This is a genomic window from Pseudomonas sp. 05N432 (assembly GCF_056396945.1).
Window position 1 is genome coordinate 1 of record NZ_JBFTMM010000022.1, and the last position, 25,281, is coordinate 25,281.

A 25,281-nucleotide genomic window follows, 5' to 3' on the forward strand; every position below is an offset into this window, starting at 1 on the left:
GGCACTGCGCAGGCTGAGGAATCGCCACTGGAACCGGGTGTTTTCTTGGTCCCGGGTGRCTGTGTGGAGACGCCACCGCCGTCGATCCCTGAAAACAAAGCCGCCTGCTGGGTGAACGAAAAGTGGGTGTTACTCGACTACTTCGGCGGGGTCATTGTGTACAGCATCGCCACCGGTGAACCGAAGACGCTCACCGACGTCGGCCCGATTCCGGATGGCTACACCCTGCAAAAGCCGGGGCCGGACCAGGTCTGGAAAAATGGCCAGTGGGTCGACGATATCGCCGCCATTCTGGCCGCGCTGTATCAGCAAAAGCTGGAGGCGATCGGCAGTGCCTGTAGCCGCTACATCGAAAGCGGGTTCAGCTCCGAGGTGCTGGGCAAGCCTTACCGCTACAGCAGCGCAATGGACGACCAACTGAACCTGACCAGTTTGATTATCAGTGGCCTGGACTCCAGCTACGCCTGTTATGACGTCGACCAGGTGCGCGCCTTTCGGCCGCACAGCGCCCAGCAACTGGGGTTGGTGGGCCAGGACCTGGTGCGCTTCAGACAGGCCGCCCTGCAACACGCCGACACGCTCAAACAGGCGCTGGCCACCGCACTGAAAGACAAGAAACTGCGGGCCATGAAAGCCATTGAATGGACGCCGCCGGCATGACCTGGGCGCCCGTCACCATGCGCTGGCCAGAACAGGCCACAGGCTGGATGGACCAGTTAACCGCGGCTAAGGGTTTGGCTGGCAGCGAGCTGGCCAGCACCGGGTTACGCCTGACCGGTTTGCAGGGGTTGGCCACCACCACCCCGGGACCGGTGGGTGATGCTGCCCAGGGCGCGATTGCTGCCGGACGCGCAGCTCTGGCAGAGCAAATGGGCGAGGCACCGGCGTGCCTGGTCGTGACGCCGTTCCAAAGTGGCGTGGGTCAGGGCCGGGGTTATCAACGCTTTCTGTCCGCGCCCAACTTGCTGCAACAGCTGGGCGCCAAGTTGCTGGACGGCAACGACAGCGGCCGACCTGAAGGGCCTCAGTACGCGTTGTGCTTGTTGTTCCTGGGCACGCGCTTTGACCAACTGGCCGACAGCCTGGCGCGCTTCAATGCGCTGTTGCCGATGCCGGACCTGGTGCGCACCGAGCGCCGAGCGCGGCACCTGTCGAAGCTGGAAACCGAAAAGTGGGAGATCCCCGGCGCCGGGACGTTGCCACGCTGGCACGCCCTGCCGCTGGAGCGCTGCACGGTGGTCAAGGCCGCCCAGCAATCCATGGCGGGTCAGCTGGCGGTGCTGGAGAGTTACGCCGCCGACAGTTCGCCTCTGGGCGATTTGGCCGCGCTGGCCACCCGTAAGGCTGCCCAGCAACAGGGCCGCGACAAGCAACTGGACGATCTGAAAGCCTTGCTGGCCGGCGGCAATGCCGACACCAGTATGCGGGCTCGCCTGATCGGTCCAGGGAATGCCAGTGAGCTGCGCCGTTTGCTGCTCGAGGACGAGCCGCCCGGGCATGAATGGGTATTTTGCGCCGGCGCCTTGCTGGTGGGCTCTGAAGCAGGGCTAAGCTTTGTCCGGGAGCTGGTGGGCCTATGACCTTACTACTCGACGGCCAGCAGGTGCAGGGCAAGCGCCTAAAGATCACCGCGTCGCTGCGTATCGAAAGCGACGACATGTCGGGGCAGACCAGCAACACCGAGAAAGCCCACAAGGGTTTCAAACCGAAAACCCTGACCGTCTCGCTGATGATCCCGTTTGTGGATCAGTCGCAACTGGTGGACCTGATGCGCCTGGCCGAAGCCACCGCCGGCGGCGGTCAGCTCAAGACCTATCGCGTGGTCAATGACACGGCCGCTGCGTTCGGGGTTCGCCAGGTGCAATTTTCCGATGGTGTCAGCGCACGCGAAGACGATTTGCTGAACGCCTGGCTGGTCCAGTTCACCCTGGCCGAAAAACTCTCGAACCCGGAACGGGTGGAAGGCCGCCGCCCCGGGAATCCAGTCAACGCGCAAGGAGGACCAGGTGGTGCCGTTGGGGCCAGCGGTGAGTCGACCGGCAACCCGCAGGAGCTGACGGGCTTCGAGGCGACCCTGAAAAAGGTGGACAGCTGGTTAGGCGGGAGTGAACAGAAATGAAGCTACACAAGCTGCTGACCATCAACGGCGCGCCGTTTGTCCTGGTCAAAGACGAAGTGCGGCTGGACCTGAAAAATCCCGGACGCGCTACGTTTACGATTCAGGCCACGGCGCCGGTGAAAGGCTTGGTGACGCTCGACATTGGTTACAACGAAGGCACGCTGCAGCGTCACTTCATCGGTTACGTGGAGCGCTGCACCGCCGCCAACGGCGTACAGCAGGTGCTGTTCTGCCGTGAGCTGGCCGCGATTCTGGCCAAGCCGCTGCCGCTGAACCTGCGTCATGTGGACCTGCGCGCCGTGCTGACCGAGATCAGTCACCAGACTGGCCTGCGCTTTCGTGTACCGGAACAGCCTTACGCCAGCGTGAAAGCGCCGTATTTCTACAGCCTGGCCGCCGGTTACCAAGCCATGGACAGCCTGGCCCGGGTGTTCAACATCCCCGACTTTATCTGGCAGCAACAGGGCGACGGCGAAGTCTTCGTGGGCCGTTGGGTCGACAGCTTCTTTGGCGCCCGACCCGCGCTGCAACTGCCGGTAGAGCTGTTCGACGGCTACCAGGGCAACCAAAGTGCAATGGTCGCGGCCCTTCCCGGGTTACGACCAGGTGCAACGATCAACCAGGGCGAGCGCATCACCAGCGTGACGCTTGCCCATAGCCAGATGGCCATCCGATGGACGACGCAATCCGCCGCAGCGTAGAGCGGCAATTTCCAGAACTGACGGGCGGCTACCACCTGCCGCGCTTTGCCCGGGTTGTCGCGGTGGCCGATGCGCCCAGCGGTGCCGGGATCTGTGACGACTTCCGGCCACGCTATGCGGTCGACATCGAGGTCCTGGGGCCAGACGGCGAGCCCGATCCCCAGTTGCCGCAGCTCGCCGGCGTGCCGCTGCCTTTGCCCACCGGTGGCGAGGAAATGGGCATCTATGCCTTTCCGGAGGAAGGCACTCAGGTCGTGGTGTGCTTTGCCTATGGCCTGCCGAACAAGCCCTACATCCAGACGATCCTGCCGCATGGGCTGAGCATGCCCAAGGTGCCGAAAGGTGATCAGGTCTGGCAGCACAGCGAAGCCGCCCAGCAGCGCGTCGACGCCGATGGCAACTGGTTGCGCCAGACCGACGGCAAGATCACGGATAAGGCGATCGAGCGCGACGTGGAAGCCATGGGCAACACCGAACGCTTCCAGAACCACACCCAGACGATCGACGACCATTCAACCGAGTCGGTGGGTGGGATCAAGAAGATCGAGGCTCTGGGCGCGCTCAAGCTGCTTTCGGGCGGATCGGCGAGCCTGGCGGCCGTGGACGATCTGCACCAGGCCACCGGCCGTGACCTGAACCTGGTGGTGGGGCAGACGCACAACGCCACGGTGGGTGGCGATATGCAGGAGCGGATTCAGGGGCTGCGCCAGTGTATGGTGGGAGTCAGTCAACGACTGGAGGCGCCGAAGACCTGGATCGGATCGGGCGGGGTGAACGTGCTGCAGGTGCTATGTGATCTGCTCGATCTGGTGGCGCAGATGAATAGCCAACTGGCTGGGCATACTCACGGATCAACACCACCGCCCACCAATGCCGCCGCGTTTACTGCTGCGTCAGGGGCCGCCAAGCAACTGGCCGGTAAGATGAAGCCGATCACCCTTTGATTAGCCTCTGATGTTAGCTGTGGAGCCAATCGGAGCTGATAGGTTCTCCATTGATAGGCAGAGTTTTTGATACTCGATCTTCTAGCGGTTGTGAATTAATTAGCCCAGGATTAATAAAGGTTGATCTGTGGTTTAATTAACTATGTCTCGGGATATTTCTTCYGATCTTAACCGAATTTTACTTATTTTTGTTGGGCGCTTTCTAGGCTTGTAGATTCAGTTAGGCCCAATCCTTCAGATGCTCGAAGAGTAATAAGCCTGAACGGCAGTACGACAACACCGCCATAGATAGTACCAATGATACTACTGCCTTTGCCTTACTGAACAAGTCGTGGTGGTGTAATGGCACCATACGCTGGGCCGACTCCACTTGAGTTAAGAGGGGGGCACTTTGTACTCATTTCAGCTTGAATGTATTTTCCTGACCCCCCATCTGCTAAGTCGATGTGGAGGCAAGCAAAGGCCACAATAGGAGCGAATGAATGAGTGGATATATTTACAACAACAGGAATCGTAACATACTCGCAGCTTTTGTCACCTGCTGCACTGCAACTGTTTATCGAGGAGAAAAGTGTGGTTTTAGTTCCGGGCTGAATCCAGGTGCTATCCCCGATACTAAGTGGTGTTGGGTTTCCATTAGTAATAAGGTCTCTTATCGTTGGGACGTTGTTGCTGTCAACGCCAAATGATGTCCACTGCCCAGCTTCGCAAGCCCCGGTATGATAAGATGATCCAATTTTAATTACATAGGGCTTTCCCGTGGCGGGGTCATTTTTTGGTTGTGGTGGATATGAACTTGAATTCCAATAATTATCATACATGCACTTAGTCATTACGACGGGGAGAAGCCCCTGCGCAACGGTGCCGGGGCTTGCTATTATCGCAGTAGCAGTGGAAGTTACGGGTACGGTTTTAACCCCGAAGATGCTCGCAAGAAAAGTGTTTACAGGCCCGCCGTTCAGGCCGGTATCTTTCGTGATGGTCACCTGTATCGCAGGGAAATCTGATGCGGCCGGCAAAGCATGCACACCAATTGAAGTGTTTGTAACATTCCAGTAACCGGTTCTAATACTGCCGCTGGTTATAGTGGTGTTTCCGGATTTATTGAGCGAAATCGCCGTATTTGCGTGACTGGATGCCGTAGTGAAATCGGGTGCACTACTGGTTGAGTTTCCACACTCGGTACGCGGGTATAAACAACCCGTGCCTGCAAGGGCTGTGGCATCAGAGGCGTTTTGAAGTTCGTTACGCACAACGTAAGCATAAGCAAAATCTACAGCCAAAGCTGTAACGCCGAACAGCACGGGCAGTGCAATGGTCACTAAAATTAACGCTGCGCCCTGCTGGTTTTTCTTAATCTGAACATGACCTGCCTTTTTTTTGGGGGCCATATGGGTATGTGGCAATGCTTTTATTTCAACCATTGTACACATGGTGAGTATCCTAAGTTGAAGTCACTCATTTAGCATCACTGTTGTCGCCGATAAGTTAATCGGATTGTTGACTACATGGAGAATGCCGCCCAGAACCATGGTGGAGTATTGGTATGAGACTTGAACAGTTAGCGGTGTGCCAAAAAGTCCTCCGGCTCCCGAGGGAACAGTTACTACCGGGGTGACGGCCGATCCAAATGTTATCAAGTTGGTGCCCAGATAGTTGTTAGCAACACTCTGGATTTGAGCAGTGGTGAGTTTGGGGCTCTTTAGCACTATGCCCGCTCTTGCTGCCTCTCGGCTGGCATTCGTTATTATAGCCTTGTCATAAAGGGCAATACTAAACTCAATAATGACGAATATTATTAGGAAAAGAACTGGTAGCACGAGTGAGAGTTCGACAGCGGCAAGCCCTTGTTGTTTTTTCTTCATGTTATCCACCTTCGCTACCTGATATATACTCACTTTTACGATGGTGTATGCCCTAGAGCTACATGTGCAACCCAAATAGAAATCACTAGCAATTCTATTGGTATCGTAAAATAATCAGTCGACTACGTATTTACCATAGATCCATTTGGTCAGAAGTAAAGCCTGCCTCTCGTCCGTTTGTGGATTTCCAAAAAGCCTTAACCCGCACAGTGGTTGCATAGCTGGCTGCTGAAGTAACTGCCACAGAAGTCAACTCCCACTCAATTTTACGCATTACCAATATAAATCAACGATATAAGTAATTGCGCGCTACCGGCACGTTCATTAAGGGTTTATTCCAAATCGCTCCATGAGTCTGTAGTTACCCAAGCTTTCGCAATATTAATTGGCGATTGAAGTGGTTAGCTTGCTTAGTTATGCCCGGAGTCTATAGGCGAGAGGGATTTCAGTCGGATTGCGTCAAGTGACGCACACAAATATAGCCGTGCCGGCAAAAAAACCAGCCAAGACAAAAAAATAGATGAAAAAGCACTTATCCCCCTCCCGCCGACGGGCTTTGCGTCCCTTTTTTGTGCAAAGGCGGGGTGGGGTGCAAACGGTGGCTCCGCCCAAGCCTGCTGCGGGGTCTGTGGGTTGTTTCGCAATTGCACGGAGTGCAAGGTTTTGCGAAGAAGTGCAGCGGCCTTGCACTGCGTTATGGGACGGCGGCAAATTGGTCAGGGGAGTGAGACACCCGGTCTACAGGGGCTACGTTTGCGAAAACCAGCTGCAGACGGAGTTTTCGTTTTCGGAACCGTTCGCACCAGGTGCGAATTAGTCACTGGCCAGCCCAATAGAAAAACAGCTGTGAGGCCCAGCCCGTGCGGCTTTCCGGTGTTTTGCGGCATTGCACAGCATCACCACGAATTTCGTGGCTGTTAGTGTCGATTTAGAGGGCGCGAAAAAAACACAAAAACAGAAGGCGCACAGCCATTTTTCAGGTGTGGGGCGGGAAAAGGGTAATTTTAGTAAGCGAGTGATCAAAACGGGCTGGAGCCCTTATAGAACGTGGCTTTCGTCCATTACCTCAGAGGGTAATTTAAGGTAAGGGGAGGGGTAATATTTTGTTCAAGGTCCCATTTTACTGGGTTTGGTAGCGGATTGGCATTACTTGCACTGAAAGTAATTTTATAACCATTTACTTACCTTATTATTACCTCTATAAAACTATATCAACTATCCGATTCTATTGGCTTTTGCCCGGTTTTCGACAGCTCATTACCAAAATTACCTTTTTCCCATGGCTCAACATAAAACGCGGAAAACTCCTGTTGCCGCCGTGTTCTGCAACCTGGTGCATTTAACCTCTGGGACCACGCTGGGACAGATTCTACGCGCACTACCAGGCTGCAGCCCTTGTAAACCGGGGGGGGGAAGTTCCGAAAATCGCTCACGGGTAGTTTCGAATCTCTCCTTCACCGCCAAATTTGAACTTAAAGGCCCCATTTATGGGGCCTTTTTGCATTCTGCGGTTTCTGTTCCCCCACCCTCTCGTTCAGTCTATTGAGCGTACTGACAAGCCAGCTTTCGAGATCATCCAAACCCAATCTGGATACGAACGGGCACAAAGAACCAGGCTCTCCAAAACGTCGACTGCATGCAGCAGATGTTCGATCATCTTCGATGAGCGTCCGCCCTGCATCACTGCCAACAAAAACTCGGTGCCCAACGACCCGCGCTGACCGTTCGTGACTTCCGGGATGCGCATCGGTAGCCTAGTCATCACCACCCGAGCTATCGCCATCGGGTTGATCTCCAGAGGACAAAGGACTGCCCCATGATTCCTACTCAAGACTTAGTCGTGTTCGTTGCCGCCGCGCTGCTCATGGTACTCACACCCGGGCCGAACATGATCTACCTGATTTCCCGTTCGATCTGCCAGGGCCGCAGGGCCGGTGTCACTTCTTTGCTGGGGGTGGTGGCGGGTTTCTTCGTGCATCTATTTGCCGCCGCTGCAGGTTTGACGGCAGTGTTCCTCGCCGTACCGATGGCTTATGAAGTGCTGAAATGGGCCGGTGCGCTGTACCTGGGGTGGCTGGCCTGGCAAGCGCTCAAACCTGGGGCCCGCTCGCCGTTCGAGGCCCAGCAACTGCCGCCGGACTCGGCAAAGAAACTGATCCTGATGGGGTTTCTCACCAGCGCCCTGAACCCGAAAATCGCGGTGTTCTACCTGTCGGTGTTTCCGCAGTTCATCAACCCCGAGCACGGTTCAGTGTTCACCCAGAGTATCGTCCTCGGCCTGACCCAGATCAGCGTAAGCTTTTCGGTCAACCTGCTGATCGCGCTGTTCGCCTCCGGGATTGCCGCGTGGTTCGTCCACAACCCATTGTGGCTGGCGGTGCAGCGCTACTTCATGGGGTTTGTGCTGGCGGGGCTCGCGATGCGTTTAATGCTCGAACAACGTCGTACCGCGTGATTTTTTGATCGTCCCCATGATCCAGGTGCACAGCATGTCTGCGATTTAAAAAAGCCCTGTCTCCCAGTGAGAGACAGGGCTTTTTTCGGGGCTGTGTCCCGTCTTCGACGCCGCACGGTCTGTTTAACGCTAAGCGTTGAGTGCCGGAGGCCCGAAACCTGAATTCAGGTGTATCAATTGGCTGATGGCCTGGCCGACCTTGCTCACGGCCATTTCGATTTTTCGATTAGGTGCGTTGGCGAAGTTGAGCCGAATGCAGTTGCGGTATTTGCCGGCCGCCGAAAAGATGTTGCCGTTGGCGACTTGTACGTCTTGGGCTTCGAGCAGGCGATTTAGGGAATAGGCGTCGAAATCTTCCGGCAGTGGCGATGAATTCGGCGAGGTTCATATAGAGCGTCATGGCTCCGACTGTAGCGCGTCATCTGTAGCTTAAGAAGCTACAGATTGGACTTGTTTTGAAATGTTTTTCGCCAAAAAAAGCCAACTGTATTAAAAAAAATAGCCGGCGCTGTATCTGCAATACACCCAGGCACCTTGGGATGATAGTTCTCTTGGGGGGGGCACGAAGTCCAGTAAAGACGTTCGTCGCAAAATTCTAAGGCGGCACCCCATGTGTTTGGAAAAATCCTGCAAATTCAGACGTCTGGTAGCGGCTTGGAACGCTTCCGGCACATGATCATCGATTACTGATGAGGATGAAGGCGACATGACGGCAAGGATGACACGCACTCCGCAGATGGCTGAAAAAGCCTGCCGTTGGACATCCGGCGGCTGGATTTGAACGAGCCGTTCCGGGGGCCTGGACGTGTCGGTCGACATCCGTCGGCGCGGGACGCTGGAAGATTACCGTTGATAAGGGCGTGACGATGCAAACCCTGGATTACTACTCGATCATTTTGTTTGTCATCGCCACCTGCGTCACGCCGGGGCCTAACAACGTCATGTTGATGTCGTCGGGAGCGAACTTTGGCATCGGGCGCACGATGCGGCACGTGGCGGGGATCAACATCGGTTTTCCACTGATGCTGATTGCCGTCGGGGTGGGGGCCGGGGCGGTTTTTCAACAGTACCCCAGGCTTCACGATGTGTTGCAGGTGGTGGGTGCGCTGTACCTGTTGTACCTGGCCTACCAGATCGCCAGCGCGCCGACCGTGGACCTTGACGACAAGTCTGGAAAGCCCTTGGGCTTCACCCATGCGGCATTGTTTCAGTGGGTCAACCCCAAGGCTTGGGTGATGGCGGTGGGTGCAGTGCTGACGTATACCTCGCCGGTCGATGCCTACGGTTTTCAGATTTTGCTGATCGCGCTGCTGTTCTTTTTGTTCGGCTCGCCGTGCTCGATGGTCTGGGTGTTTTTTGGGCAATACCTGCGGCGCTTCTTGACTCACCCACAGCGTTTGAAGGCGTTCAATATCACCATGAGCCTGGTGCTGGTGGTGTCATTGATACCGGTATTGAAAAGCTTGCCGTTCGGCGAGTGGTGGTCTTGAAGGTATTTATAAAAAAAGTTACCGAGGCGCCAATAGATGCAGTTGGCGGAAGGGATTCGAGGTATTGGCATGATGCTAAGAGGATACACGTTTCAATGGCTATTCACGTTTCAGGGATCTCTGCCTTCCATCACGACAGTGCTGCCGCCTTGGTGAAAGATGGTGCCCCGGTTGTAGCTGCCCAGGAAGAACGTTTCACCCGCGCGCGGCACGATGCGGTATTTCCAGGCGTCCCAGCACCATCGCTCCCACCCGCTACGGCGTTCTACCCGTCGCCGTTCGAGACCGCCGTGGTATGTGCATCGACGGTATCGGCGAATGGCACTCGACCACCATCTGGCAGGGGGGGGCGCCGTCCTTTATTTCCAGCGAGGCCGAAGTCGCCGAGAGGGGCGAATGTTTCAGTGCAGTTGTAAAGGCCGTCGGTCAATGACGGTTTCCCCTTTTTACGCAGGCGCGAGTGGCTGTACAAGCAATCCGAGCTGAAACCCTGGATGGAAAAAATTCGCGCCCAGGAGCCTGATCGTCGTTGCTTCAAATAAGTGCTTTTTTTGGAGGGGCTTCAGGCCGATAGCGGCTGAAGGGTGTGCATTGCGCGCGTTGGTGCGACTGATAAGAGACCGTCATATGTTTGATCTTTCGAGCTTCGGAGTCGCGCTGGCGGTCTACGTCATCGGCACTGCCAGCCCCGGTCCGGGTAACCTGGCGATTGCCAATACCTCCCTGAACTTTGGGCGTACGCCTGGGCTGGCGTTGGCGGCGGGGGTCATTTCCGGTTCGCTGTGCTGGGGGGCAATGACCGCGGCTGGGGTATCGGCGTTGCTGCTTTCCTACACGCAGATTCTGGTCTGGCTGAAAGTCCTCGGCGCCTGCTATTTGTTCTTTCTGGCCTACAAGTCGATTCGCGGTGCACTGGCACACAATGCCGCCACGGTTGCGCGAGCTCGCACCAAACAGTCCAGGCACATTGGGTATTATTTGCAGGGACTGGGTATTCACCTCACCAACCCAAAAGCTGCCTTGACCTGGTTCACCGTGACCACGGTTGGGCTTAGTGCGAATGCACCGGCCTGGGCCAGTTTTGTCCTGGTGGCCGGTTGCGCTGTACTCGGGTTCATGATTTTCAGTACTTACGCGTTGGCGTTTTCAGCCCATTCGGCTGAACCGTTTTTCACTCGAACGCGAAAATCGTTCGGGATGATCTGCGCGGCCTTCTATTCGATCGTCGCGATTGGGTTTATCAGCTCGTTGTTTTAATGCTGATGCAAAAACCGGATGTCACGCTGCATTCTTCACGCCTTCCTGACCCCGACGCCAAAGGCGATGGTGTCCATCTGAATTTGGACTGCACCCCAAAGGTTAGACATAACCAATGGGGTGTTCCATGGGAAAGTACACAGGGCAGGCGAAGCTTTCAGCGGTAGGTGGGTCAGCGTTGGCGATCCGCGAGAATGCTTACGCTGGCATTGTCCAGGATTGCAGCGTGTAACCCTCCTGGCTCAACTCGGTGCGCACCTCTTCCAGCAGGCGTTCCAGCTGCGTCGGGTCGGAATAGGCACTGCTTGGAATCAGTTTGCGACAAATACGCGTGTTGGCCTGGTCGATGACACTCAGGCTCAGTTCACCATTACCGTCTTGCGGAGCCCAGGCGACACATTGAAAAGGTTTGAATGCGTGGCTGGCAATCAAAAGTGCTTCGTTGATGCGGAACGGGGTGATCACGGGTCGTCTCTCCTTGTACCCAAACAAAACAAATAATGTGCCGCCAACTTTCATTGCTTTACATAACTGCCTGGCGCCGGCTCCAGAGGCGGGAATTTGTCATTCCCGGTGTGCGCAACCGCGGGTTGGCGCTCGCCGGAGTGTCCCGCCAGCCAGTTGAACCAATCATTCCACCAGCTACCGGGTTGCTGCTCGGCATTCTTGAACCAGGTCTCCGGGTTTTTCGTGACCCGATTGTTGGTCCAGTAATGGCGCTTCTGCTTGGCGGGTGGATTGATGACTCCGGCGATATGCCCGGAAGCGCCCAGTACAAAACGCTTGGTCCCGGAGAGCAGGTTGGTACTGGCATAGGCGCTTTTCCAGGGCACGATGTGATCGTCATGGGTGGCGAGGATGTAAGCGGGAGCGTCGATTGCACGCAAATCCAGCTTGACCCCACAGCACTCAAGCTCACCTGATTTCAAATCGTTCTGCAGATAGGTGTGGCGCAGGTACCAGCAGTACATCGGGCCCGGAAGGTTGGTGCTGTCGTTATTCCAGAACAGCAAATCAAGTGGAATCGGCTTCTGGCCCTTGAGGTATTTGTCGACGTTGTAGTTCCACCACAACTCGTTGGGGCGCAGCAGGGAGAAGGTATTGCCCATGTCCTCGCCACGAAACAGGCCGATGGGACCATTCATCCCGCCGATGGTGCGCTCTCGATAGGCCACCAGTTCTTCGTCGACGAAAATGTCGATGGGACCGGTATCCAGGTAATCAAGGAACGTGGTCAACAGGCTGACGCTGGCGATCTCTCGATCACCGCGTGCCGCCAGTACGGCCAGCGCAGTGCTCAACAGGGTGCCGCCGATGCAGAAACCCACGCAATTGAGTCGCTGCTCGCCACTGATCTCACGGGTCACTTGCAGGGCGTCGATTACCCCGTGCTCAATCAGGTCATCCCAGGTGGTGCCCGCGTGCTCCTCGTCAAAGTTGCGCCAGGACATCAGGAATACGGGATGTCCCTTTTCCAGCAGATGGCGGACCATCGAGTTGTCCGGGCGCAGATCAAGGATGTAGTACTTGTTGATCGACGGCGGTACGACGAATACCGGATGTCGGTACTGGGTCTCGCTTTGCGGGTAGTACTGAATGAGCTGGAAGAGGTGGTTCTCGAAGACGATTTCGCCCGGGGTGTTGGCCAGGTCGACGCCAACCTTGAAGGCACCGCTATCACACTGGCGCATTTTGCCTTCGTTCATGTCGCTGGCCAGATGCTGCAGACCGGTGAGCAGGCTGGCACCTTTGGTCTCAACCGCACGCTGGAGTGCATCAGGGTTACTGACCAGAAAATTGCTGGGCGCACTGGCGGCGATGGCTTGCTCCACCAGATAGCGCAGGCGTTGGCGCGGTTTCTTGTCGTCGATCAGCAGTTTGTCGAGCAGTTTCAGGAGAAAGCTGGAGTTGAGCAGGTAAAACGCAGCGAGGGAGCCGAACACTGGCTCGCTCCAGTTGCCGCTGGCGAAACGTCGATCATCGAAGCTGAAGGATTGGCCGGTCAGCAGTTTTTGGCCGAGTTGGCCCCATTCAACCTGGTAGTCCGCTTGAAGGCTGTCCAGCGTTTCGCGAGGCAGCTCGAACCAGGCGCTGTGCTCATGTCCGGAAAACCAGGGATTAGTGCTGACCCATAGGCGCAATTGTTGTACTGCCAAGGACGCGATGAACGGAACCTGGCCTGACCAATAGGTCTTGAATGTATGCGCGTTGTTGTCCATTAGAGTTCCTTGCCCATACCGATGAGCCGGGCAGAAAAAAGCCGCGCTTTGCCGGACTCCGGCGTAGCGACGGCAGGAATGCGGGCAGTTTTGTTTGACGCCAGCCTGATGCGCGGACCAAGTTCCCAGGTCCGCGCATTGGCTACTCGGATGCCGTTGGTTAGCGCTCGATAGCCAGGCCGACGCCTTGTCCGCCACCGATGCACAAAGTGGCCAGCCCCTTCTTGCCGTCGCGACGGATCAGTTCGTGTACCAGCGACACCAGAATCCGTGCCCCCGACGCGCCGATCGGATGGCCAAGGGCGATCGCACCACCGTTGACGTTGACCTTGCTGGTGTCCCAACCCAGCTCTTTGCCAACGGCCAGCGCCTGGGCGGCGAAGGCTTCATTGGCTTCGATGAGGTCCAGGTCCTCGACGTTCCAGCCGGCCTTTTTCAGGGTCAGACGTGTAGCCGGGACCGGGCCGATGCCCATGATCGACGGGTCCACACCGGCGCTGGCATAGGCTTTGATCCGTGCCAGTACCGGAAGGCCCAGCGCTTGTGCTTTAGCGGCGCTGGCCAGCAACAGTACGGCGGCGCCATCGTTGAGGGTCGAAGCATTGCCGGCGGTCACGCTGCCGTCTTTCTGGAAGGCCGGTTTGAGTTTGGCCAAGGCTTGCGCAGTACTGTCGATACGCGGCTGTTCATCGGTGTCGAAGACCAGTGGTTCGCCCTTACGCTGAGGAATCAGGATCGGGGTGATTTCGTTCTGGAATCGCCCGCCCTCAATGGCAGCGGCGGCCTTCTGTTGCGAGGCGGCGGCGAAGGCATCCTGCGCTTCACGAGAGATCTCGTACTTTTGCGCCAGATTCTCAGCGGTGATCCCCATGTGGTAGTCGTTGAAGGCATCCCACAGGCCATCCTGGATCATGCTGTCTTGCAGTTGCGCATGGCCCATGCGCAGACCCGTGCGTGCCTTGGGCAGAACGTAGGGAGCCAGGCTCATGTTTTCCTGACCTCCAGCGATCACCAGTTCCGCGTCGCCGCAACGGATTGCCTGGACGGCGAGATGGACCGCCTTGAGGCCCGAGCCGCAGACCTTGTTCAAAGTCAGGGCAGGGGTGGTATGTGGCAAGCCGGCTTTGATTGCTGTCTGGCGGGCCGGGTTTTGCCCAGCGCCGGCAGTGAGTACCTGGCCGAGGATCACTTCATCAATTTGAGCAGCATCGATACCCGTCTGCTCCAGCAAGCGGCGAATCACTGCGGCACCCAGTTCGGTCGCGGGAATGGCAGACAAAGCACCCTGGAAACTGCCGATGGCGGTACGAGTAGCGGCAACGATTACGACTTCGTTCATGCATGACCTCATTGAAAAGACAAAATTCGTCGAACACACCAGGGCATTCATGCCCTGGTTGGGCTTACTGCATGTTCATGCCGCCGTTTACCGAGAAGTCGGCACCGGTGCTGTAGGCGGACTCATCGGAGGCCAGCCAGGCCACGATCGAGGCGATCTCGTCGGGTTGGCCAAGGCGACCCACCGGAATGCCGGCAATCATGCCGTCCAGAATGTCCTTGCGGATTGCCGCAGTCATGTCGGTCTGGATGTAGCCTGGGGAGACGGTGTTGACGGTCACGCCCTTGCCGGAAACTTCCCGGGCCAGTGCCATGGTGAAGCCATGGATGCCAGCCTTGGCGGCCGAGTAGTTGGTCTGACCGAACTGGCCACGCTGGCCGTTGATCGACGAGATGTTGATGATCCGCCCCCAACCCTTGGAGAGCATGCCTTCGATGACTTGCTTGGAGGTGTTGAACAAACTGTTCAGGTTGGTTCCGATCACCGCGTTCCAGTCTTCCGGGGTGAGCTTGCGGAAGGACGCGTCACGAGTGATGCCTGCATTGTTGACCAGTACGTCGATCGGCCCGAAGTGTTCGCGCACCATCTCAAAGGCCTTGCGGGTCGACTCCCAATCGGTGATGTCGGTTTCGACGCAGTCGAATCGATAGCCTGCTGCAAGCTGTGTTGCCATCCAGTCATCCTTGCGGCCGGAATTGGCACTGCAGCCGACAATAACCTTGAAGCCTTCCTTGTACAGACGTTGGCTGATGGCTGTACCAATGCCGCCCATACCACCTGTTACTACCGCAATACGACTACGCGACTCCATATTTCTACTTCCCTTCTTTTTGCGCTGCAGGAGAGAAGATTGTTCGATATCAACGGTTCGTGCGGAAGTGTTGGTAGGTGACGTATTCGTGTCCATCGGTGCCACACAGGCGTTTTAGACCGCTTGCAAAAAATGAGGAGTACCTATACTGGGATCAATACTTGAAACGGAACGGATAATTAATATTCGTGAAACATGGCTGAAATATGTTCAGCGTAGGTCAATATCGGCTCCGGACAGGATGTTCGGTTCCACAGGTTATTGAGGGCGCTATGTATAGAATGAGTTCAGGTTATGCAGGCATGCTGGCGAATACGCTTTTGGCTCAAGGACTGGACGTTACCGGTCTGTGCCAGGAGGCGGGACTGGACGTCGAGTTCGTGAATAAACCTGGAGCATACTGCGAGCGGAGCGTTATCTATCGTCTTTGGGATCTGGCTGCTCAGGCCTCGAATGATCCGAACATCGGTTTGAAAGCCTACGGGAGTTTCCACCCCGGCGTGTTTCAGATCGTGGGCTACACGATGATGTCCAGTTCGAATCTGAAAAGGGCGCTCGAACGCCTGGTTCGTTTCAGCCCGTTGATTAGTACCGGATTCAGCCTTTTCTTTGTCCAGGAGCAGCAACATTTCCGTCTGGCCAGCCTCGATCATCAGCAACGTGACTCGGTCAAACCCCGGCAATATACGGATGCGGGCTTGGCTTCGCTGCTGGGTTTCTGCCGCTGGCTGGCGGGTGGCAAGTCGCCGCAACCGTTGAGTGTAGAGTTCGCTTATCCCGAGCCTGAAGACACGTCGGAGCATCAGCGGCTTTTTGGCTGCCCGCTGCGTTTCGGGGCGGCTTATGACAGCATCCTGTTCGATGGCGAGGAGCTTCTGAGTCCTTTGAGCATGGCCAACGAGGCGCTTGCCATACTCCATGACAGCTATGCCGAGGCTCAATTGGACCAGTTGTCCGGCGGCTCTATTGTTGGCAGGATTCGCGCGCTGATTATCGAGCGCTTGAGCCAGGGGCAGGGCCAGGTGCAATGTGATATGGAATCGATTGCGGCGGCGCTGAACATCAGCAAGCGAACGCTTCAGCGAGGCCTTGAGAAGGATGGCACGCAATTCAAGGATGTCCTGAACGATGTACGCCGGCAGCTGGCCGACTTCTATTTGCGCCATTCTCGTTTCAACATGAAGCATGTGACGTATCTGCTCGGTTTTCATGATCACAGCAGCTTCCATAAGGCATGCACCCGCTGGTTCGGCATGCCCCCCGGTCAGTATCGAACCGATGAGTCGTTGTTTGCGCTCGAGGAAGTCGCGTCCGTGCCCGTGCCGGTCCGAGCCATGAACTCCGTCGGTCAGCGCAGAGACCATAAGACCGCAGGCTTCGCCAGCGCCTACGCCGAACGGATACACCGCTAATCCCTATGGAGGGTCATCGAGGCTTTGGATCTTTTGTCGCTTGGCGCTTTGGGGCTTTAGCGACGATGGCGGGAGCGGGCAGGGGGACTTCGAGCAGCGTGTGCAGTTCACGCCAGAATTTGCCTTCGGTTCCAGCAGTCGTGAGCAATTCAGGCATTAATTGCCCAACGGCTGTCAGCACCTGTTGGCGTTCCTTGGCCTCGGGTAGCAACAAGGGCAGGCTGCGCAAGCTTTCTTGCGGGTGGGCAAAAACCAGCAGGTTCTGCAATCGGATGGCTTCGCGCAGGGCTGTGGGCTCAGTGCTGTAATCCTGGACCAGCAAGTGCACCTGCTGGATCAGTTTCTCTATGCTTTCCTTGCCCGCCTTGTCGCTGTTGCGGCCCAGCAAAAACAGAATCCGCACCAACGCTTCCAGGGTGCCGCCATGGGGCAGCGCATCCTGCAGGCGTTCGATCAGGGCCTGGTCCTGCTGGTCGGCATGTGCCTGGAGATTTCGCACCGGGTGGTTGTTGGTGAGGGTACCCAGTGCGCCGTAGATACCGTAAAAACACAGCTCCTGAGTGGCGTCACGCACATCGCGATAAGCATTCAGGGCGTCTTGTATCTGGTTGGAGAACAGCTCCTGCCACGCCAGCAACGGGTTGTCCTGGCGTGCGGGACGACGATCACTGCTCACTTGGGAGGCGGCCCCGGCTAACCACCACAGCGCCGGATTCAGGCTGCTCCATAGCACTTGCTGCTGATGGAAGGGGTGCATCCTGCGCATCAGTTCGGCAATGGGCTCGTTGACGACCTGACGCAGCCACGGGCGTATGAACCCGTCGTAAAACTCGCTGTTGATTTCAGAGGCATGCTCCACCAGAGAGAATTCGCGATCGTCATCACGGGCTGGCTCGACATCATCATGGATATCAGCGATTCGCCTTGATTCGAAACTCACGCTGTATTGCACGTCACTGCTGCCTGAGGGGGCCGGCAGATCGTCGATCAGCATTTCGTATAGCCCTGCCGGCAGCGCGTTGATGGCTTCGACTGCACCGAGCAATCCACGGTGTTCACGTCGCGCCACCTTGCCGGAAACAAAGATGCCCAAATGGCCGATGCTGGCGTGTCGCAGGTAGACGATGGTACGTCCTGCATCATGCAAGGCGAGATCGCTGGGATAGACATCGACGATCCAGTTCAACGCCTGCTGGGGAGGGGTGATGTTGTCGCCGTAGGAGCAGAACACCACCACCGGTACTTCGATCCGTTTCAGGTCAATACCGGAGCTCTTGCGGCCAAGGCCGCCGGACAACCGGTTGCCGATGAAAAGGTCATCGACAATCATCTCGATCTCTTCGCCATTGAGCAGGGTCGGGCTGCCCCACCAGCGTTCGAAGTCGAGAAAGCGTGCAGCCTCACTGTCGATCTGGCTGAACAACTGGTAGTACTTGCCCCAATAGGTGTTGGCCGGGTCCAGGTTTTCGAAATTGCTGACCAGCCAAGTGCCGTCGAAACGGTTATTGCCCAAGTCGCTGCCCAGGCGTGCCATCCAGCCGCCACCCAGCAGGCCACCGGTGTAACGCATTGGATTGCGTCCATTGACACCGGCCCAGTACGACAAGGGGGCACCATTGATAATGATCAATCCCGGCAGTTCCGGCCGTGTTGCCGCCAATCCCATTAAGGCCCAGCCGGCCTGGCAGTTGCCGATAATGATCGGCTTGCTGTTGGCTGGGTGAAGGGCGCTGACGACCTCGATGAACCGGGCCTGGGCTTCGACGATATCGGCCAGGGTTTGCCCAGGCTGTGGTGAGTGGCTGAAAGAGATGAAATAAGTGGGGTGGCCGGCTCTGAGGCTTTCGCCCAGTACCGAATCCTGTTTGAAGCCGCCGATTCCCGAGCCATGGCCGCCGCGTGGGTCAATGATGATCACCGGCTGGCCATTGCTGTCGATTTTTTGCTCGGGCCCCGGGAGGATTCGCAGCAGTGAATAGTTGACCGGGCGCGGGAGATCGGCGCCTGCGATAAGGGTTTCATGATCGAACTTGAGCAGCAGTGGATACCCGGCGCGTTCATGGGCCAGCGTATTGTCGCCGCGCTGGCGCAGGGTGTCCCAGAACAGCAGGCAGCGTTGGCCAAGGTCAGTGACATATTCCTGCCATTCAGCGGGCGTAGGTTGTCTGAGTTGACCCTGCTTCAGCGGCGCGAGGGTTTTTTTCTGGCGCTGGCGCAAAGCATCAAGGATGTTCAGCGTATTGAGGCGCTGCAGATGACTCAGGTGTTCGAACAGGCCGCGTTGAGAGAAAGGTTTTTCATATTGCGATGCAATAATGTCTTCCTGGCCCATGGTGATCTCCTGAGGTTATGCATGCGAAGCGGCGGCTTACGGCTCATAGATGAACGAGACCTTGGCTGTCCGCTTGATGTCAGGAGTCTATAGCGAATATCAGCAGTGGTGGAAAAACTTTTGTGCGCCGCACAAAAAACCATTGCCAAAAAAAATTGTGCGCTGCAATATTAAGTCTAGCGCGATGACCGGCAGGATCGCTATCGCGTCCTCAGGCCCAAGTCGGCCTTTCAGAATCAGGAGATTCAAGCATGTCTTTTTTCAATTCGGAAAAATTGCAAGACGCTCAGAAAGCCAACCTAGACCTCCTGCAGCAAATCAGCGGCAAAATCTTCTCCAGTGTTGAACAGCTCAGCCAATTGCAGTTCAAGACACTGCAGGCCTCCACCGAGGAGCAGTTCGAAGTCTTTCGCAAGCTGCTGGCGGTCCGTGATCCACAAGGGTTCGCTGAGCTCCAGGCTTCTTTCACCCAGCCAAATGTGCAAGCMGAACGCCTGGCTGAGTTCAATCGCCAGGTGCAAGCGTTGATTGTCGGCACTCACTCGGAAATCACCAAGCTGGYCTCGCGTCAGGTCGAGGCGGGCACCCAGCAGGTGCAAGAGTTCGTTGACGTGATCAGCAAGAATGCACCGGCAGGCTCCGAGCCTGTTGTGGCTGCATTCAAGTCGTCGCTGGCGAATGCCGGTACCGTTTTTGAAAGCGCACAGAAAGCCGTAAAACAGGCTACTGACGTTGCCCAGAGCGGTTTTGAGGCAGCGACCGCAGCAGCCGGCAAAGCTGCTCCAGGTGCCAAGGCTACAAGCGGCAACAAGTAAGTCACATTAGAGCGGTTGAACGGATGGCGATGGGGTTACTCCCCATCGCCATTTTTTTTCGTCCCGCCACCGGCACCCGGCTTGCCAGGTGCCATGCCGCCGAACAGGCCGAAGAGGTTCTGAGTGTTCAGGTAGAGGGCTTTTGACTGGTCGACATACTGGCGCATCAAATCCTGCATGACCGGTGCTTGCTGGTGCATGAACTCGCTCCAGGCTTCAGAGGACTGGGCTCCGGTCTGGGACTGGATGTCGATGACCGTCTGGATGCTTTTATCCAGGTAGCTGCCGAGGACGCTCTGGTAGGGACCGTAGAACTGAATAATCCCCATCAGCATCTCACTGGAGAATATCGGCTCACCGCCACTTTCGGCTTCCAGAATGACCTGCAGCAAAATACTTCGGGTCAGATCCTCGCCGGTCTTGGCGTCGACCACCTCGAACGGGATTTTATCGACGACCAACTGGCGTATATCCGCAAGGGTCAAATGACTGCTGGTGTGCGTGTCATATAGACGGCGATTCGGGTACTTCTTGATCAGACGGGTGGTGTTCCGACTGTTATCTGTCATGCGGGGCTACTCATGGCGAGCCTGATTTACAGGCATCTTATCCTACTCTGACCACTGCCACTCCAATGCGTCGCCTCACGCGGCACGCGCCGGGTGTTCAGAGTAAGAACTTTCTTCGTCATCCCGCACAACGCCGTGTGTTACGCACTTTTTGATTCGCCCGTTGTTCCAGGGAAAAGGCCGTCAGGCTGGGAGGGGGCTACTCAATTCTCGGTTGCAAACAAAAGGCCCGTAGCGATCCACGCTACGGGCCTTTTGTTTGTGCTTTCTTTTTGCAGGCGTTAACCGAAGTGGCCTACCGCTCGATCGTCTTGCTCCAGCGCGCATTCCATTCCGGCCGCCGTTGGTTGACCTGATCCCAGTCGATAGAGATGGCCGTCTCAAGGTATTTGTTCATGGCCTCGACCCGGCCTCGAGTCTTGTCGGTGGTCGGGGTTTTCGGGTTGGACGGGATCTGGTCGCCTTCTTCCAGCGCCGGTGCTTGTGCTTGCGGGGTCAACAGGAAGGCCGCCAGTTTCTGCGCCAGTTCCGGTTGGTCGTTGTGGGCAATGGTGCATTCGGCGACGTTGAGTACCACTGCGCCTTCTTTGGGTTGCGCGTATTCAACCGGTACACCGAGCAGTTTCTGGGTGGTGACTTGGGTCGGCGTCAGCGGGAAGATCGCTGCTTCGTCGGTTTGCACCATTTCGGAAATCTTCGCGGAGCTGGCAATGTATTCCAGCACGTTGGGGCCAACGGTTTTTGGCCAGGTTTTGAAACCCGGCTCGACGTTGGATTCGTTGCCGCCCTGGATGCGGTTGAACATCAGGAAACCGTGCAGGCCGAAGGTCGACGAGGCCAGCGACTGGAACACCACCTTGTCTTTAAAGCGGCTGTCGGCCAAATCCATCCATGAGGTCGGCGGGGTCCAGCCCTTTTCCTTGAACATTCGCGTGTTGTACGCGAGACCGGTCACACCCAGTGTGACGGCGACGGCCTCATCCTTGATCCTGGCTTTTGCCGGAATGTCCGCCAGTGGCGGACTGTCCTGCAGCTTGTCGCACAAGCCCATGGAAATGGCGCGATACATGATGCCGTCGTCGAGGAACATGACGTGCATTTGCGGGTTGTCCTTGCTGGCCTGAACCTTGGCCAGAATGTCCGAGGAAGTGCCGGGTACGATCACGACCTTGACGTGATTGGCTTTCTCAAACGCCGGCAACACTTTGTCGGCATAGACACGTTCCATGGTGCCGCCGTTCATGCCCAGATACAGCGTCGGCTCGGCATGTGCCGGGGCCGTGAGCAGCAGGCTGGCCAAGGGCAGGCAAGACAGGGCGATACGATTGACGTTCTTCATTGGCGCGACTTCCTCTAGGCAATTGAATGACGGTCCCCGCTGACGGCGGCCGGAGTGGATAAAAAACGACGGATTGAAAACGCTTCGATGGGGTGTGTTGTGTGACTGGCACAGACCAGTTCGGCCAAGGCTTCTCCCACCGCCGGGCCAATCTGGAAACCCGCCCCGGCGAAGCCGAAGCCATGCAGCAAACCGGCTTGAGTGGTGCTGGCGCCGATCACCGGCTCCCGGTCCGGGAGATAACCTTCGGTGCCGCTCCAGGTCCGAATCGCCTGGGCACCCGCCAAAAACGGATACAGCTCGGCGGCGTTGCGCAGGATCTCGAGCACTGCCGCCTGTCCTGGCCTAGCCTGCTCCGGGCCGAGGGCAAATCCCTGGCCACCGCCCAACACACAATTGCCGCGTGCAACCTGGCGCGCATAAATGCCGCCACCTTCGACACCGGTACTCACATCCATGACCACAGGCAGTGGCTCAGTCACGAGCATCGCCGGATACCCGGAGTGCATCGGTACCGGCTCACCGAACTTCGCCGCAACGCTGCCAGCCCAAGCACCAGCGCAATTGAGCAGCCATGGTGCGCGGACCTGAAGACCATTGGCGCTGTGCACCTGGAACGCCTGCCCGTCATGCTCGACCTGTATAACCTTGGTCTGCTCGAACACCCGTGTGCCCAGGCGTTGTGCGGCGCGGGCGAAGGCCGGAGAAACCAGCCGTGGATTGGCGTGACCGTCGTCTGGACACAGCGAGGCGCCGACCGCGACATCACCGACCCACGGGAAACGTGCGCGCAACTCGGCGTGATCGAGCAGTTGCAGCCCCAGGCCAAAGCCGCGACTGGCCTCGGCGTAGGCGTGCAGCGCGGTCATGTCCGCATGACTGCGGGCGAGCTTGAGATGCCCCGAGCGCACATACTCGCCGTCAATCCCGATCAGTTCATGCAAGTTGCCCCAGATCTCGTGGGCACGCTGGGACAGTGGCAATTGACTCAGTGGCCGACCCTGACGACGTACGCCGCCGTAGTTCACGCCACTGGCGTGCGAGCCACAAAAGTCGCGCTCCAGCAGCACGACCTGCTGACCCTTGCGCGCGAGCATCAAGGCCGCCGAAGCACCGACAATACCGCCACCGAGAATCACCACATCGGTTTCTATCAGCGTGCTCATGACTCGACCTCCACACCGAACGGCAGCGGCTTGATCGGTGCCTGGCCGCGCAACCGGCCGACACTGGCCAGCGCCCGGCCGCTGCGCTGGGCGACGATCTCTGCCGCCGCCGCGCCGCACATCCGCCCCTGACACCGACCCATACCGACCCGGCACTGGGCCTTGACCCGGTTGAGTTCCCAATGGCCTTCATCGACGACGGTCCGCACCTCACCGGCCGAGACTTCTTCGCAGCGACAGATGATCAGTTCGTCCGGTGCCTGCGCCGCCCAATCGGCCGGGAAGGGGAACGCTGTTTCCAGGCCATGCCGAAAGCGTTCGATGGCGACAAGTTTTTGTTCCAGGTACTTGCTGCGGGCGCTGTCGACCGGGTGCCCGCAGTCTTCGAGCAGCGCCAGGGCGGCGCGCTCGCCCGTCATTTCCGCGGCGTCGGCGCCCATGATTCCGGCACCATCACCGGCTAAATACACGCCCTCGACCGTGCTGCGTCCGGCACTGTCGCGTAGCGGTAACCAGGCTCGGTTCAATTCGCTCCAGTAGAACTCACAGCTCAATAGATCGGCCAGTTGCGTCTCACTGCGCAGGGCGTGGGCGAACGCCACCGCGTCGCATTCCAGTCGTTGTTGGTGTTGACGTTGACGCCAGGCTACGGCGCTGACGCGCTGCTCGCCGTCGATGCGTTCGAGGGTTGTCCCCTGATGCACCGGGATGCCGTGGGCGGTCAACCAACTGCGGTAATACATGCCTTTAGCCAAGGTGCCGGGCTGACCCAGCAAGGCAGGCAAGGCTCGGCATTGGGCTGTGAACGGTGCGCTGTCCAGCACTGCCACGACCTTTGCGCCGGCCTTGGCGTATTGATAGGCAACCAGATACAACAAAGGCCCACTGCCACAAAACGCCACGCGCTCCCCGATGGCGCAGCCTTGGTACTTCAACGCGATTTGCGCAGCACCGAGGCTGTACACACCCGGTAAAGTCCAGCCCGGCACCGGGAGAATGCGATCAGTGGCGCCGGTGGCGACGATGAGTCGGGAATAATCCACAACCCCGCAGCGACCATTGCTCAGAGTATCCAGCCGAGCATTTTCGGCATTCCATACCAGTGTCTCGGGGCGGTAGTCGATCTGCGTCGCCAGCTCATCGACAGCACGATGAATCGACTCGGCTTTCGAGGCCTCGAAGCCATACAGCTGCTGCGCCGAACGGCGAAAATTTTCCGGCTGGCGGCGATAAATCTGGCCGCCGCCGCGTGGCGCTTCATCCACCAGACACGGTTTGACGCCGTGCGCCAGCAAGGTTTGCGCAGCACGAATCCCGGCGGGGCCAGCGCCCACGATAACGACGCTCATGGCTTGCGCCCCGGTTCACGGCTGACGACCTGTCCCGCTTCCAGCAGGGTCGAGCAGGCGCGCACGCGGCGGCCATCGTCCAGGCGCACCCAGCAATCCTGGCACGCGCCCATCATGCAGAAACCTGCGCGTGGTTCGGCGCTGAAATCGCTGCCACGCAAGTGCTCGGTGCAGGTCAGCACTGCCGTCAGCAGGGTGTCGCCCTGCAGGCCTGTGGCGGGTTGACCGTCGAGGGTAAAAGCCAGCCCCGGTCGATCCTGTTCGGCCAGTCGTTTGAGCAACGCCATCTCAGTCCTTTCCTTTCAATGTTTGCCGACCAGGACCCGGTCCAGACCATAGACCCGGTCGAGCAGAATCATGGTCGCTGCGGTCAATGCAATCACCAGCGCCGAGACGGCGGCCATCATCGGATCAATGGATTCGGTGGCGTAGACGTACATGCGCACCGGCAGTGTCTGGGTTGCCGGTGAGCTGACAAAAATCGACAGGGTGACTTCGTCGAAACTGTTGATGAATGCCAACAGCCAGCCACCGGCCACTCCTGGCAGAATCATTGGCAAGGTGATCTGGTGGAACAGCGTGAAGCGGCTGGCGCCCAGTGATTCGGCGGCCTGTTCGGCGCTGCGATCGATCCCGATGGCGGCGGCAATGACCAGCCGCAACACGTACGGCGTGATGATGACGACGTGGGCCAGCATCAGCCAGGTGAAGCTGCCATTGACCCCCATCAGGGCGAACAGGCGCAGCAGTGCGACGCCCAGCACCAGGTGCGGAATGATGATCGGCGAGAGGAACACGCTGTTGAGAAAATCCCGGCCCGGGAACGTGTAGCGAGTGATCGCCAGTGCGGCGGGCACTGCGATCAGCGTCGCCAGGGACGCTGCGACGAAAGCCAGGATCAGGCTGTTGTAGAACGCGTGGATAAAATCGGCACGTTCGAAGACGGCTTTGAACCAGCGCAAAGAGAAGCCGGAAGTGGGCAGGCTCAAGGTGTTTTCCGGGGTGAAGGCCACCAGGCAGACCACCACCAGCGGGGCCATCATGAACAGCACCACCAGCGTATGGAAACCCAGCGACAGAGGACCGTTTCTGGACATGC

23 protein-coding genes and 2 pseudogenes are annotated in these 25,281 nt (G+C 57.7%); 12 read left to right on the forward strand and 13 right to left on the reverse strand.

The window, feature by feature from the left end; all coding sequences use genetic code 11:
• The 5 genes from AC1DHT_RS24630 to AC1DHT_RS24650 form a co-directional block, all read left to right on the forward strand.
• A partial coding sequence (locus AC1DHT_RS24630) for a DUF4376 domain-containing protein (protein ID WP_477761497.1) occupies positions 1-660 on the forward strand: 660 nt, incomplete at its 5' end.
• Positions 657-1,580, forward strand: coding sequence for a hypothetical protein (locus AC1DHT_RS24635; RefSeq protein WP_477749050.1), 924 nt, complete (start codon positions 657-659; stop codon positions 1,578-1,580). The genes AC1DHT_RS24630 and AC1DHT_RS24635, both read left to right, overlap by 4 nt.
• The gene (locus tag AC1DHT_RS24640) at positions 1,577-2,119 is read left to right on the forward strand and encodes a baseplate complex protein (protein ID WP_477749038.1); all 543 of its coding nucleotides are present in this window, start codon (positions 1,577-1,579) and stop codon (positions 2,117-2,119) included. The genes AC1DHT_RS24635 and AC1DHT_RS24640 overlap by 4 nt, the downstream gene beginning before the upstream one ends.
• Entirely contained in the window at positions 2,116-2,820 is a 705-nt protein-coding gene (locus AC1DHT_RS24645) for a hypothetical protein (protein WP_477749039.1), read from the forward strand. The genes AC1DHT_RS24640 and AC1DHT_RS24645 overlap by 4 nt, the downstream gene beginning before the upstream one ends.
• Positions 2,793-3,764 carry a hypothetical protein gene (locus AC1DHT_RS24650; protein WP_477749040.1) on the forward strand — a complete coding sequence of 324 codons (972 nt, stop codon included), beginning with the start codon at positions 2,793-2,795 and terminating at the stop codon, positions 3,762-3,764. Before AC1DHT_RS24645 ends, AC1DHT_RS24650 begins: the two co-directional genes overlap by 28 nt.
• 317 nt (positions 3,765-4,081) lie before the next feature.
• Here AC1DHT_RS24650 and AC1DHT_RS24655 read toward each other — a convergent pair whose 3' ends face one another.
• The gene (locus AC1DHT_RS24655) at positions 4,082-5,197 is read right to left on the reverse strand and encodes a TadG family pilus assembly protein (RefSeq protein WP_477749041.1); all 1,116 of its coding nucleotides are present in this window, start codon (positions 5,195-5,197) and stop codon (positions 4,082-4,084) included.
• A 21-nt stretch (positions 5,198-5,218) separates the two neighbouring features.
• Entirely contained in the window at positions 5,219-5,629 is a 411-nt protein-coding gene (locus AC1DHT_RS24660) for a TadE/TadG family type IV pilus assembly protein (protein WP_477749042.1), read from the reverse strand.
• Positions 5,630-7,308: 1,679 nt separating this feature from the next.
• Here AC1DHT_RS24660 and AC1DHT_RS24665 point away from each other — a divergent pair.
• From AC1DHT_RS24665 to AC1DHT_RS24685, 5 genes and pseudogenes are all read left to right on the forward strand, one after another.
• Positions 7,309-7,401 (forward strand): annotated as a pseudogene (locus AC1DHT_RS24665) (hypothetical protein); the annotation flags it as partial.
• A 44-nt stretch (positions 7,402-7,445) separates the two neighbouring features.
• Positions 7,446-8,084, forward strand: coding sequence for a LysE family translocator (locus tag AC1DHT_RS24670; RefSeq protein WP_427540375.1), 639 nt, complete (start codon positions 7,446-7,448; stop codon positions 8,082-8,084).
• Positions 8,085-8,950: 866 nt separating this feature from the next.
• Positions 8,951-9,574: a LysE family translocator gene (locus AC1DHT_RS24675; RefSeq protein ID WP_427540516.1), complete on the forward strand. Its 624-nt coding sequence runs from the start codon at positions 8,951-8,953 to the stop codon at positions 9,572-9,574.
• A gap of 95 nt (positions 9,575-9,669) precedes the next feature.
• A pseudogene (locus AC1DHT_RS24680) lies at positions 9,670-9,920 on the forward strand (carbamoyltransferase N-terminal domain-containing protein); the annotation flags it as partial.
• Between the two features lie 281 nt (positions 9,921-10,201).
• Complete coding sequence (locus AC1DHT_RS24685; RefSeq protein WP_427540369.1) at positions 10,202-10,831, forward strand: LysE family translocator; 630 nt, start codon at positions 10,202-10,204, stop codon at positions 10,829-10,831.
• A gap of 198 nt (positions 10,832-11,029) precedes the next feature.
• Here the strand turns inward: AC1DHT_RS24685 and AC1DHT_RS24690 are convergent, their stop codons facing one another.
• From AC1DHT_RS24690 to phbB, 4 genes are all read right to left on the reverse strand, one after another.
• Entirely contained in the window at positions 11,030-11,296 is a 267-nt protein-coding gene (locus tag AC1DHT_RS24690) for a hypothetical protein (RefSeq protein WP_427528318.1), read from the reverse strand.
• 50 nt (positions 11,297-11,346) lie between these two features.
• The gene (gene phaC, locus AC1DHT_RS24695) at positions 11,347-13,050 is read right to left on the reverse strand and encodes a class I poly(R)-hydroxyalkanoic acid synthase (RefSeq protein ID WP_427540366.1); all 1,704 of its coding nucleotides are present in this window, start codon (positions 13,048-13,050) and stop codon (positions 11,347-11,349) included.
• Between the two features lie 160 nt (positions 13,051-13,210).
• Positions 13,211-14,389: an acetyl-CoA C-acetyltransferase gene (locus AC1DHT_RS24700; protein WP_427540363.1), complete on the reverse strand. Its 1,179-nt coding sequence runs from the start codon at positions 14,387-14,389 to the stop codon at positions 13,211-13,213.
• Between the two features lie 64 nt (positions 14,390-14,453).
• Entirely contained in the window at positions 14,454-15,200 is a 747-nt protein-coding gene (phbB, locus tag AC1DHT_RS24705) for an acetoacetyl-CoA reductase (protein ID WP_427540360.1), read from the reverse strand.
• A gap of 272 nt (positions 15,201-15,472) precedes the next feature.
• Here phbB and AC1DHT_RS24710 point away from each other — a divergent pair, with 272 nt between their 5' ends.
• A complete protein-coding gene (locus tag AC1DHT_RS24710; protein ID WP_427540357.1) occupies positions 15,473-16,612 on the forward strand; it encodes an AraC family transcriptional regulator in 1,140 nt (379 codons plus the stop codon).
• A 13-nt stretch (positions 16,613-16,625) separates the two neighbouring features.
• Here the strand turns inward: AC1DHT_RS24710 and AC1DHT_RS24715 are convergent, their stop codons facing one another.
• On the reverse strand, positions 16,626-18,944 hold the full coding sequence (locus AC1DHT_RS24715; RefSeq protein WP_427540354.1) for a DUF3141 domain-containing protein: 2,319 nt from the start codon (positions 18,942-18,944) through the stop codon (positions 16,626-16,628).
• Between the two features lie 251 nt (positions 18,945-19,195).
• On the opposite strand from AC1DHT_RS24715, the gene phaP reads away from it, so the two are divergent.
• On the forward strand, positions 19,196-19,759 hold the full coding sequence (gene phaP / locus AC1DHT_RS24720; protein ID WP_477761498.1) for a TIGR01841 family phasin: 564 nt from the start codon (positions 19,196-19,198) through the stop codon (positions 19,757-19,759).
• A gap of 35 nt (positions 19,760-19,794) precedes the next feature.
• Here the strand turns inward: phaP and phaR are convergent, their stop codons facing one another.
• The 6 genes from phaR to AC1DHT_RS24750 form a co-directional block, all read right to left on the reverse strand.
• Positions 19,795-20,328 (reverse strand): polyhydroxyalkanoate synthesis repressor PhaR, encoded by a 534-nt coding sequence (gene phaR, locus AC1DHT_RS24725; RefSeq protein WP_427528304.1) that lies wholly within the window; start codon positions 20,326-20,328, stop codon positions 19,795-19,797.
• A gap of 295 nt (positions 20,329-20,623) precedes the next feature.
• Positions 20,624-21,667, reverse strand: a complete 1,044-nt coding sequence (locus AC1DHT_RS24730; RefSeq protein WP_427540348.1) for an ABC transporter substrate-binding protein — start codon at positions 21,665-21,667, stop codon at positions 20,624-20,626.
• A gap of 14 nt (positions 21,668-21,681) precedes the next feature.
• Entirely contained in the window at positions 21,682-22,833 is a 1,152-nt protein-coding gene (locus AC1DHT_RS24735; RefSeq protein WP_427540345.1) for an NAD(P)/FAD-dependent oxidoreductase, read from the reverse strand.
• Positions 22,830-24,182 carry an FAD/NAD(P)-dependent oxidoreductase gene (locus AC1DHT_RS24740; protein WP_427540342.1) on the reverse strand — a complete coding sequence of 451 codons (1,353 nt, stop codon included), beginning with the start codon at positions 24,180-24,182 and terminating at the stop codon, positions 22,830-22,832. The genes AC1DHT_RS24735 and AC1DHT_RS24740 overlap by 4 nt, the downstream gene beginning before the upstream one ends.
• Complete coding sequence (locus tag AC1DHT_RS24745; RefSeq protein ID WP_427540339.1) at positions 24,179-24,469, reverse strand: (2Fe-2S)-binding protein; 291 nt, start codon at positions 24,467-24,469, stop codon at positions 24,179-24,181. Before AC1DHT_RS24745 ends, AC1DHT_RS24740 begins: the two co-directional genes overlap by 4 nt.
• Positions 24,470-24,484: 15 nt before the next feature.
• Positions 24,485-25,279 (reverse strand): ABC transporter permease, encoded by a 795-nt coding sequence (locus AC1DHT_RS24750; protein ID WP_427540336.1) that lies wholly within the window; start codon positions 25,277-25,279, stop codon positions 24,485-24,487.
• Positions 25,280-25,281: the final 2 nt, after the last annotated feature.

Bases quoted from the DNA above. Each gene is read 5' to 3' on its own strand.
- AC1DHT_RS24635 (WP_477749050.1), top strand. From the start codon at position 657: ATGACCTGGGCGCCCGTCACCATGCGCTGGCCAGAACAGGCCACAGGC.
- AC1DHT_RS24640 (WP_477749038.1), top strand. From the start codon at position 1,577: ATGACCTTACTACTCGACGGCCAGCAGGTGCAGGGCAAGCGCCTAAAG.
- AC1DHT_RS24645 (WP_477749039.1), top strand. From the start codon at position 2,116: ATGAAGCTACACAAGCTGCTGACCATCAACGGCGCGCCGTTTGTCCTG.
- AC1DHT_RS24650 (WP_477749040.1), top strand. From the start codon at position 2,793: ATGGACGACGCAATCCGCCGCAGCGTAGAGCGGCAATTTCCAGAACTG.
- AC1DHT_RS24655 (WP_477749041.1), bottom strand. From the start codon at position 5,197: ATGTGTACAATGGTTGAAATAAAAGCATTGCCACATACCCATATGGCC.
- AC1DHT_RS24660 (WP_477749042.1), bottom strand. From the start codon at position 5,629: ATGAAGAAAAAACAACAAGGGCTTGCCGCTGTCGAACTCTCACTCGTG.
- AC1DHT_RS24670 (WP_427540375.1), top strand. From the start codon at position 7,446: ATGATTCCTACTCAAGACTTAGTCGTGTTCGTTGCCGCCGCGCTGCTC.
- AC1DHT_RS24675 (WP_427540516.1), top strand. From the start codon at position 8,951: ATGCAAACCCTGGATTACTACTCGATCATTTTGTTTGTCATCGCCACC.
- AC1DHT_RS24685 (WP_427540369.1), top strand. From the start codon at position 10,202: ATGTTTGATCTTTCGAGCTTCGGAGTCGCGCTGGCGGTCTACGTCATC.
- phaC (WP_427540366.1), bottom strand. From the start codon at position 13,050: ATGGACAACAACGCGCATACATTCAAGACCTATTGGTCAGGCCAGGTT.
- AC1DHT_RS24700 (WP_427540363.1), bottom strand. From the start codon at position 14,389: ATGAACGAAGTCGTAATCGTTGCCGCTACTCGTACCGCCATCGGCAGT.
- phbB (WP_427540360.1), bottom strand. From the start codon at position 15,200: ATGGAGTCGCGTAGTCGTATTGCGGTAGTAACAGGTGGTATGGGCGGC.
- AC1DHT_RS24710 (WP_427540357.1), top strand. From the start codon at position 15,473: ATGTATAGAATGAGTTCAGGTTATGCAGGCATGCTGGCGAATACGCTT.
- AC1DHT_RS24715 (WP_427540354.1), bottom strand. From the start codon at position 18,944: ATGGGCCAGGAAGACATTATTGCATCGCAATATGAAAAACCTTTCTCT.
- phaR (WP_427528304.1), bottom strand. From the start codon at position 20,328: ATGACAGATAACAGTCGGAACACCACCCGTCTGATCAAGAAGTACCCG.
- AC1DHT_RS24730 (WP_427540348.1), bottom strand. From the start codon at position 21,667: ATGAAGAACGTCAATCGTATCGCCCTGTCTTGCCTGCCCTTGGCCAGC.
- AC1DHT_RS24735 (WP_427540345.1), bottom strand. From the start codon at position 22,833: ATGAGCACGCTGATAGAAACCGATGTGGTGATTCTCGGTGGCGGTATT.
- AC1DHT_RS24740 (WP_427540342.1), bottom strand. From the start codon at position 24,182: ATGAGCGTCGTTATCGTGGGCGCTGGCCCCGCCGGGATTCGTGCTGCG.
- AC1DHT_RS24745 (WP_427540339.1), bottom strand. From the start codon at position 24,469: ATGGCGTTGCTCAAACGACTGGCCGAACAGGATCGACCGGGGCTGGCT.
- AC1DHT_RS24750 (WP_427540336.1), bottom strand. From the start codon at position 25,279: ATGTCCAGAAACGGTCCTCTGTCGCTGGGTTTCCATACGCTGGTGGTG.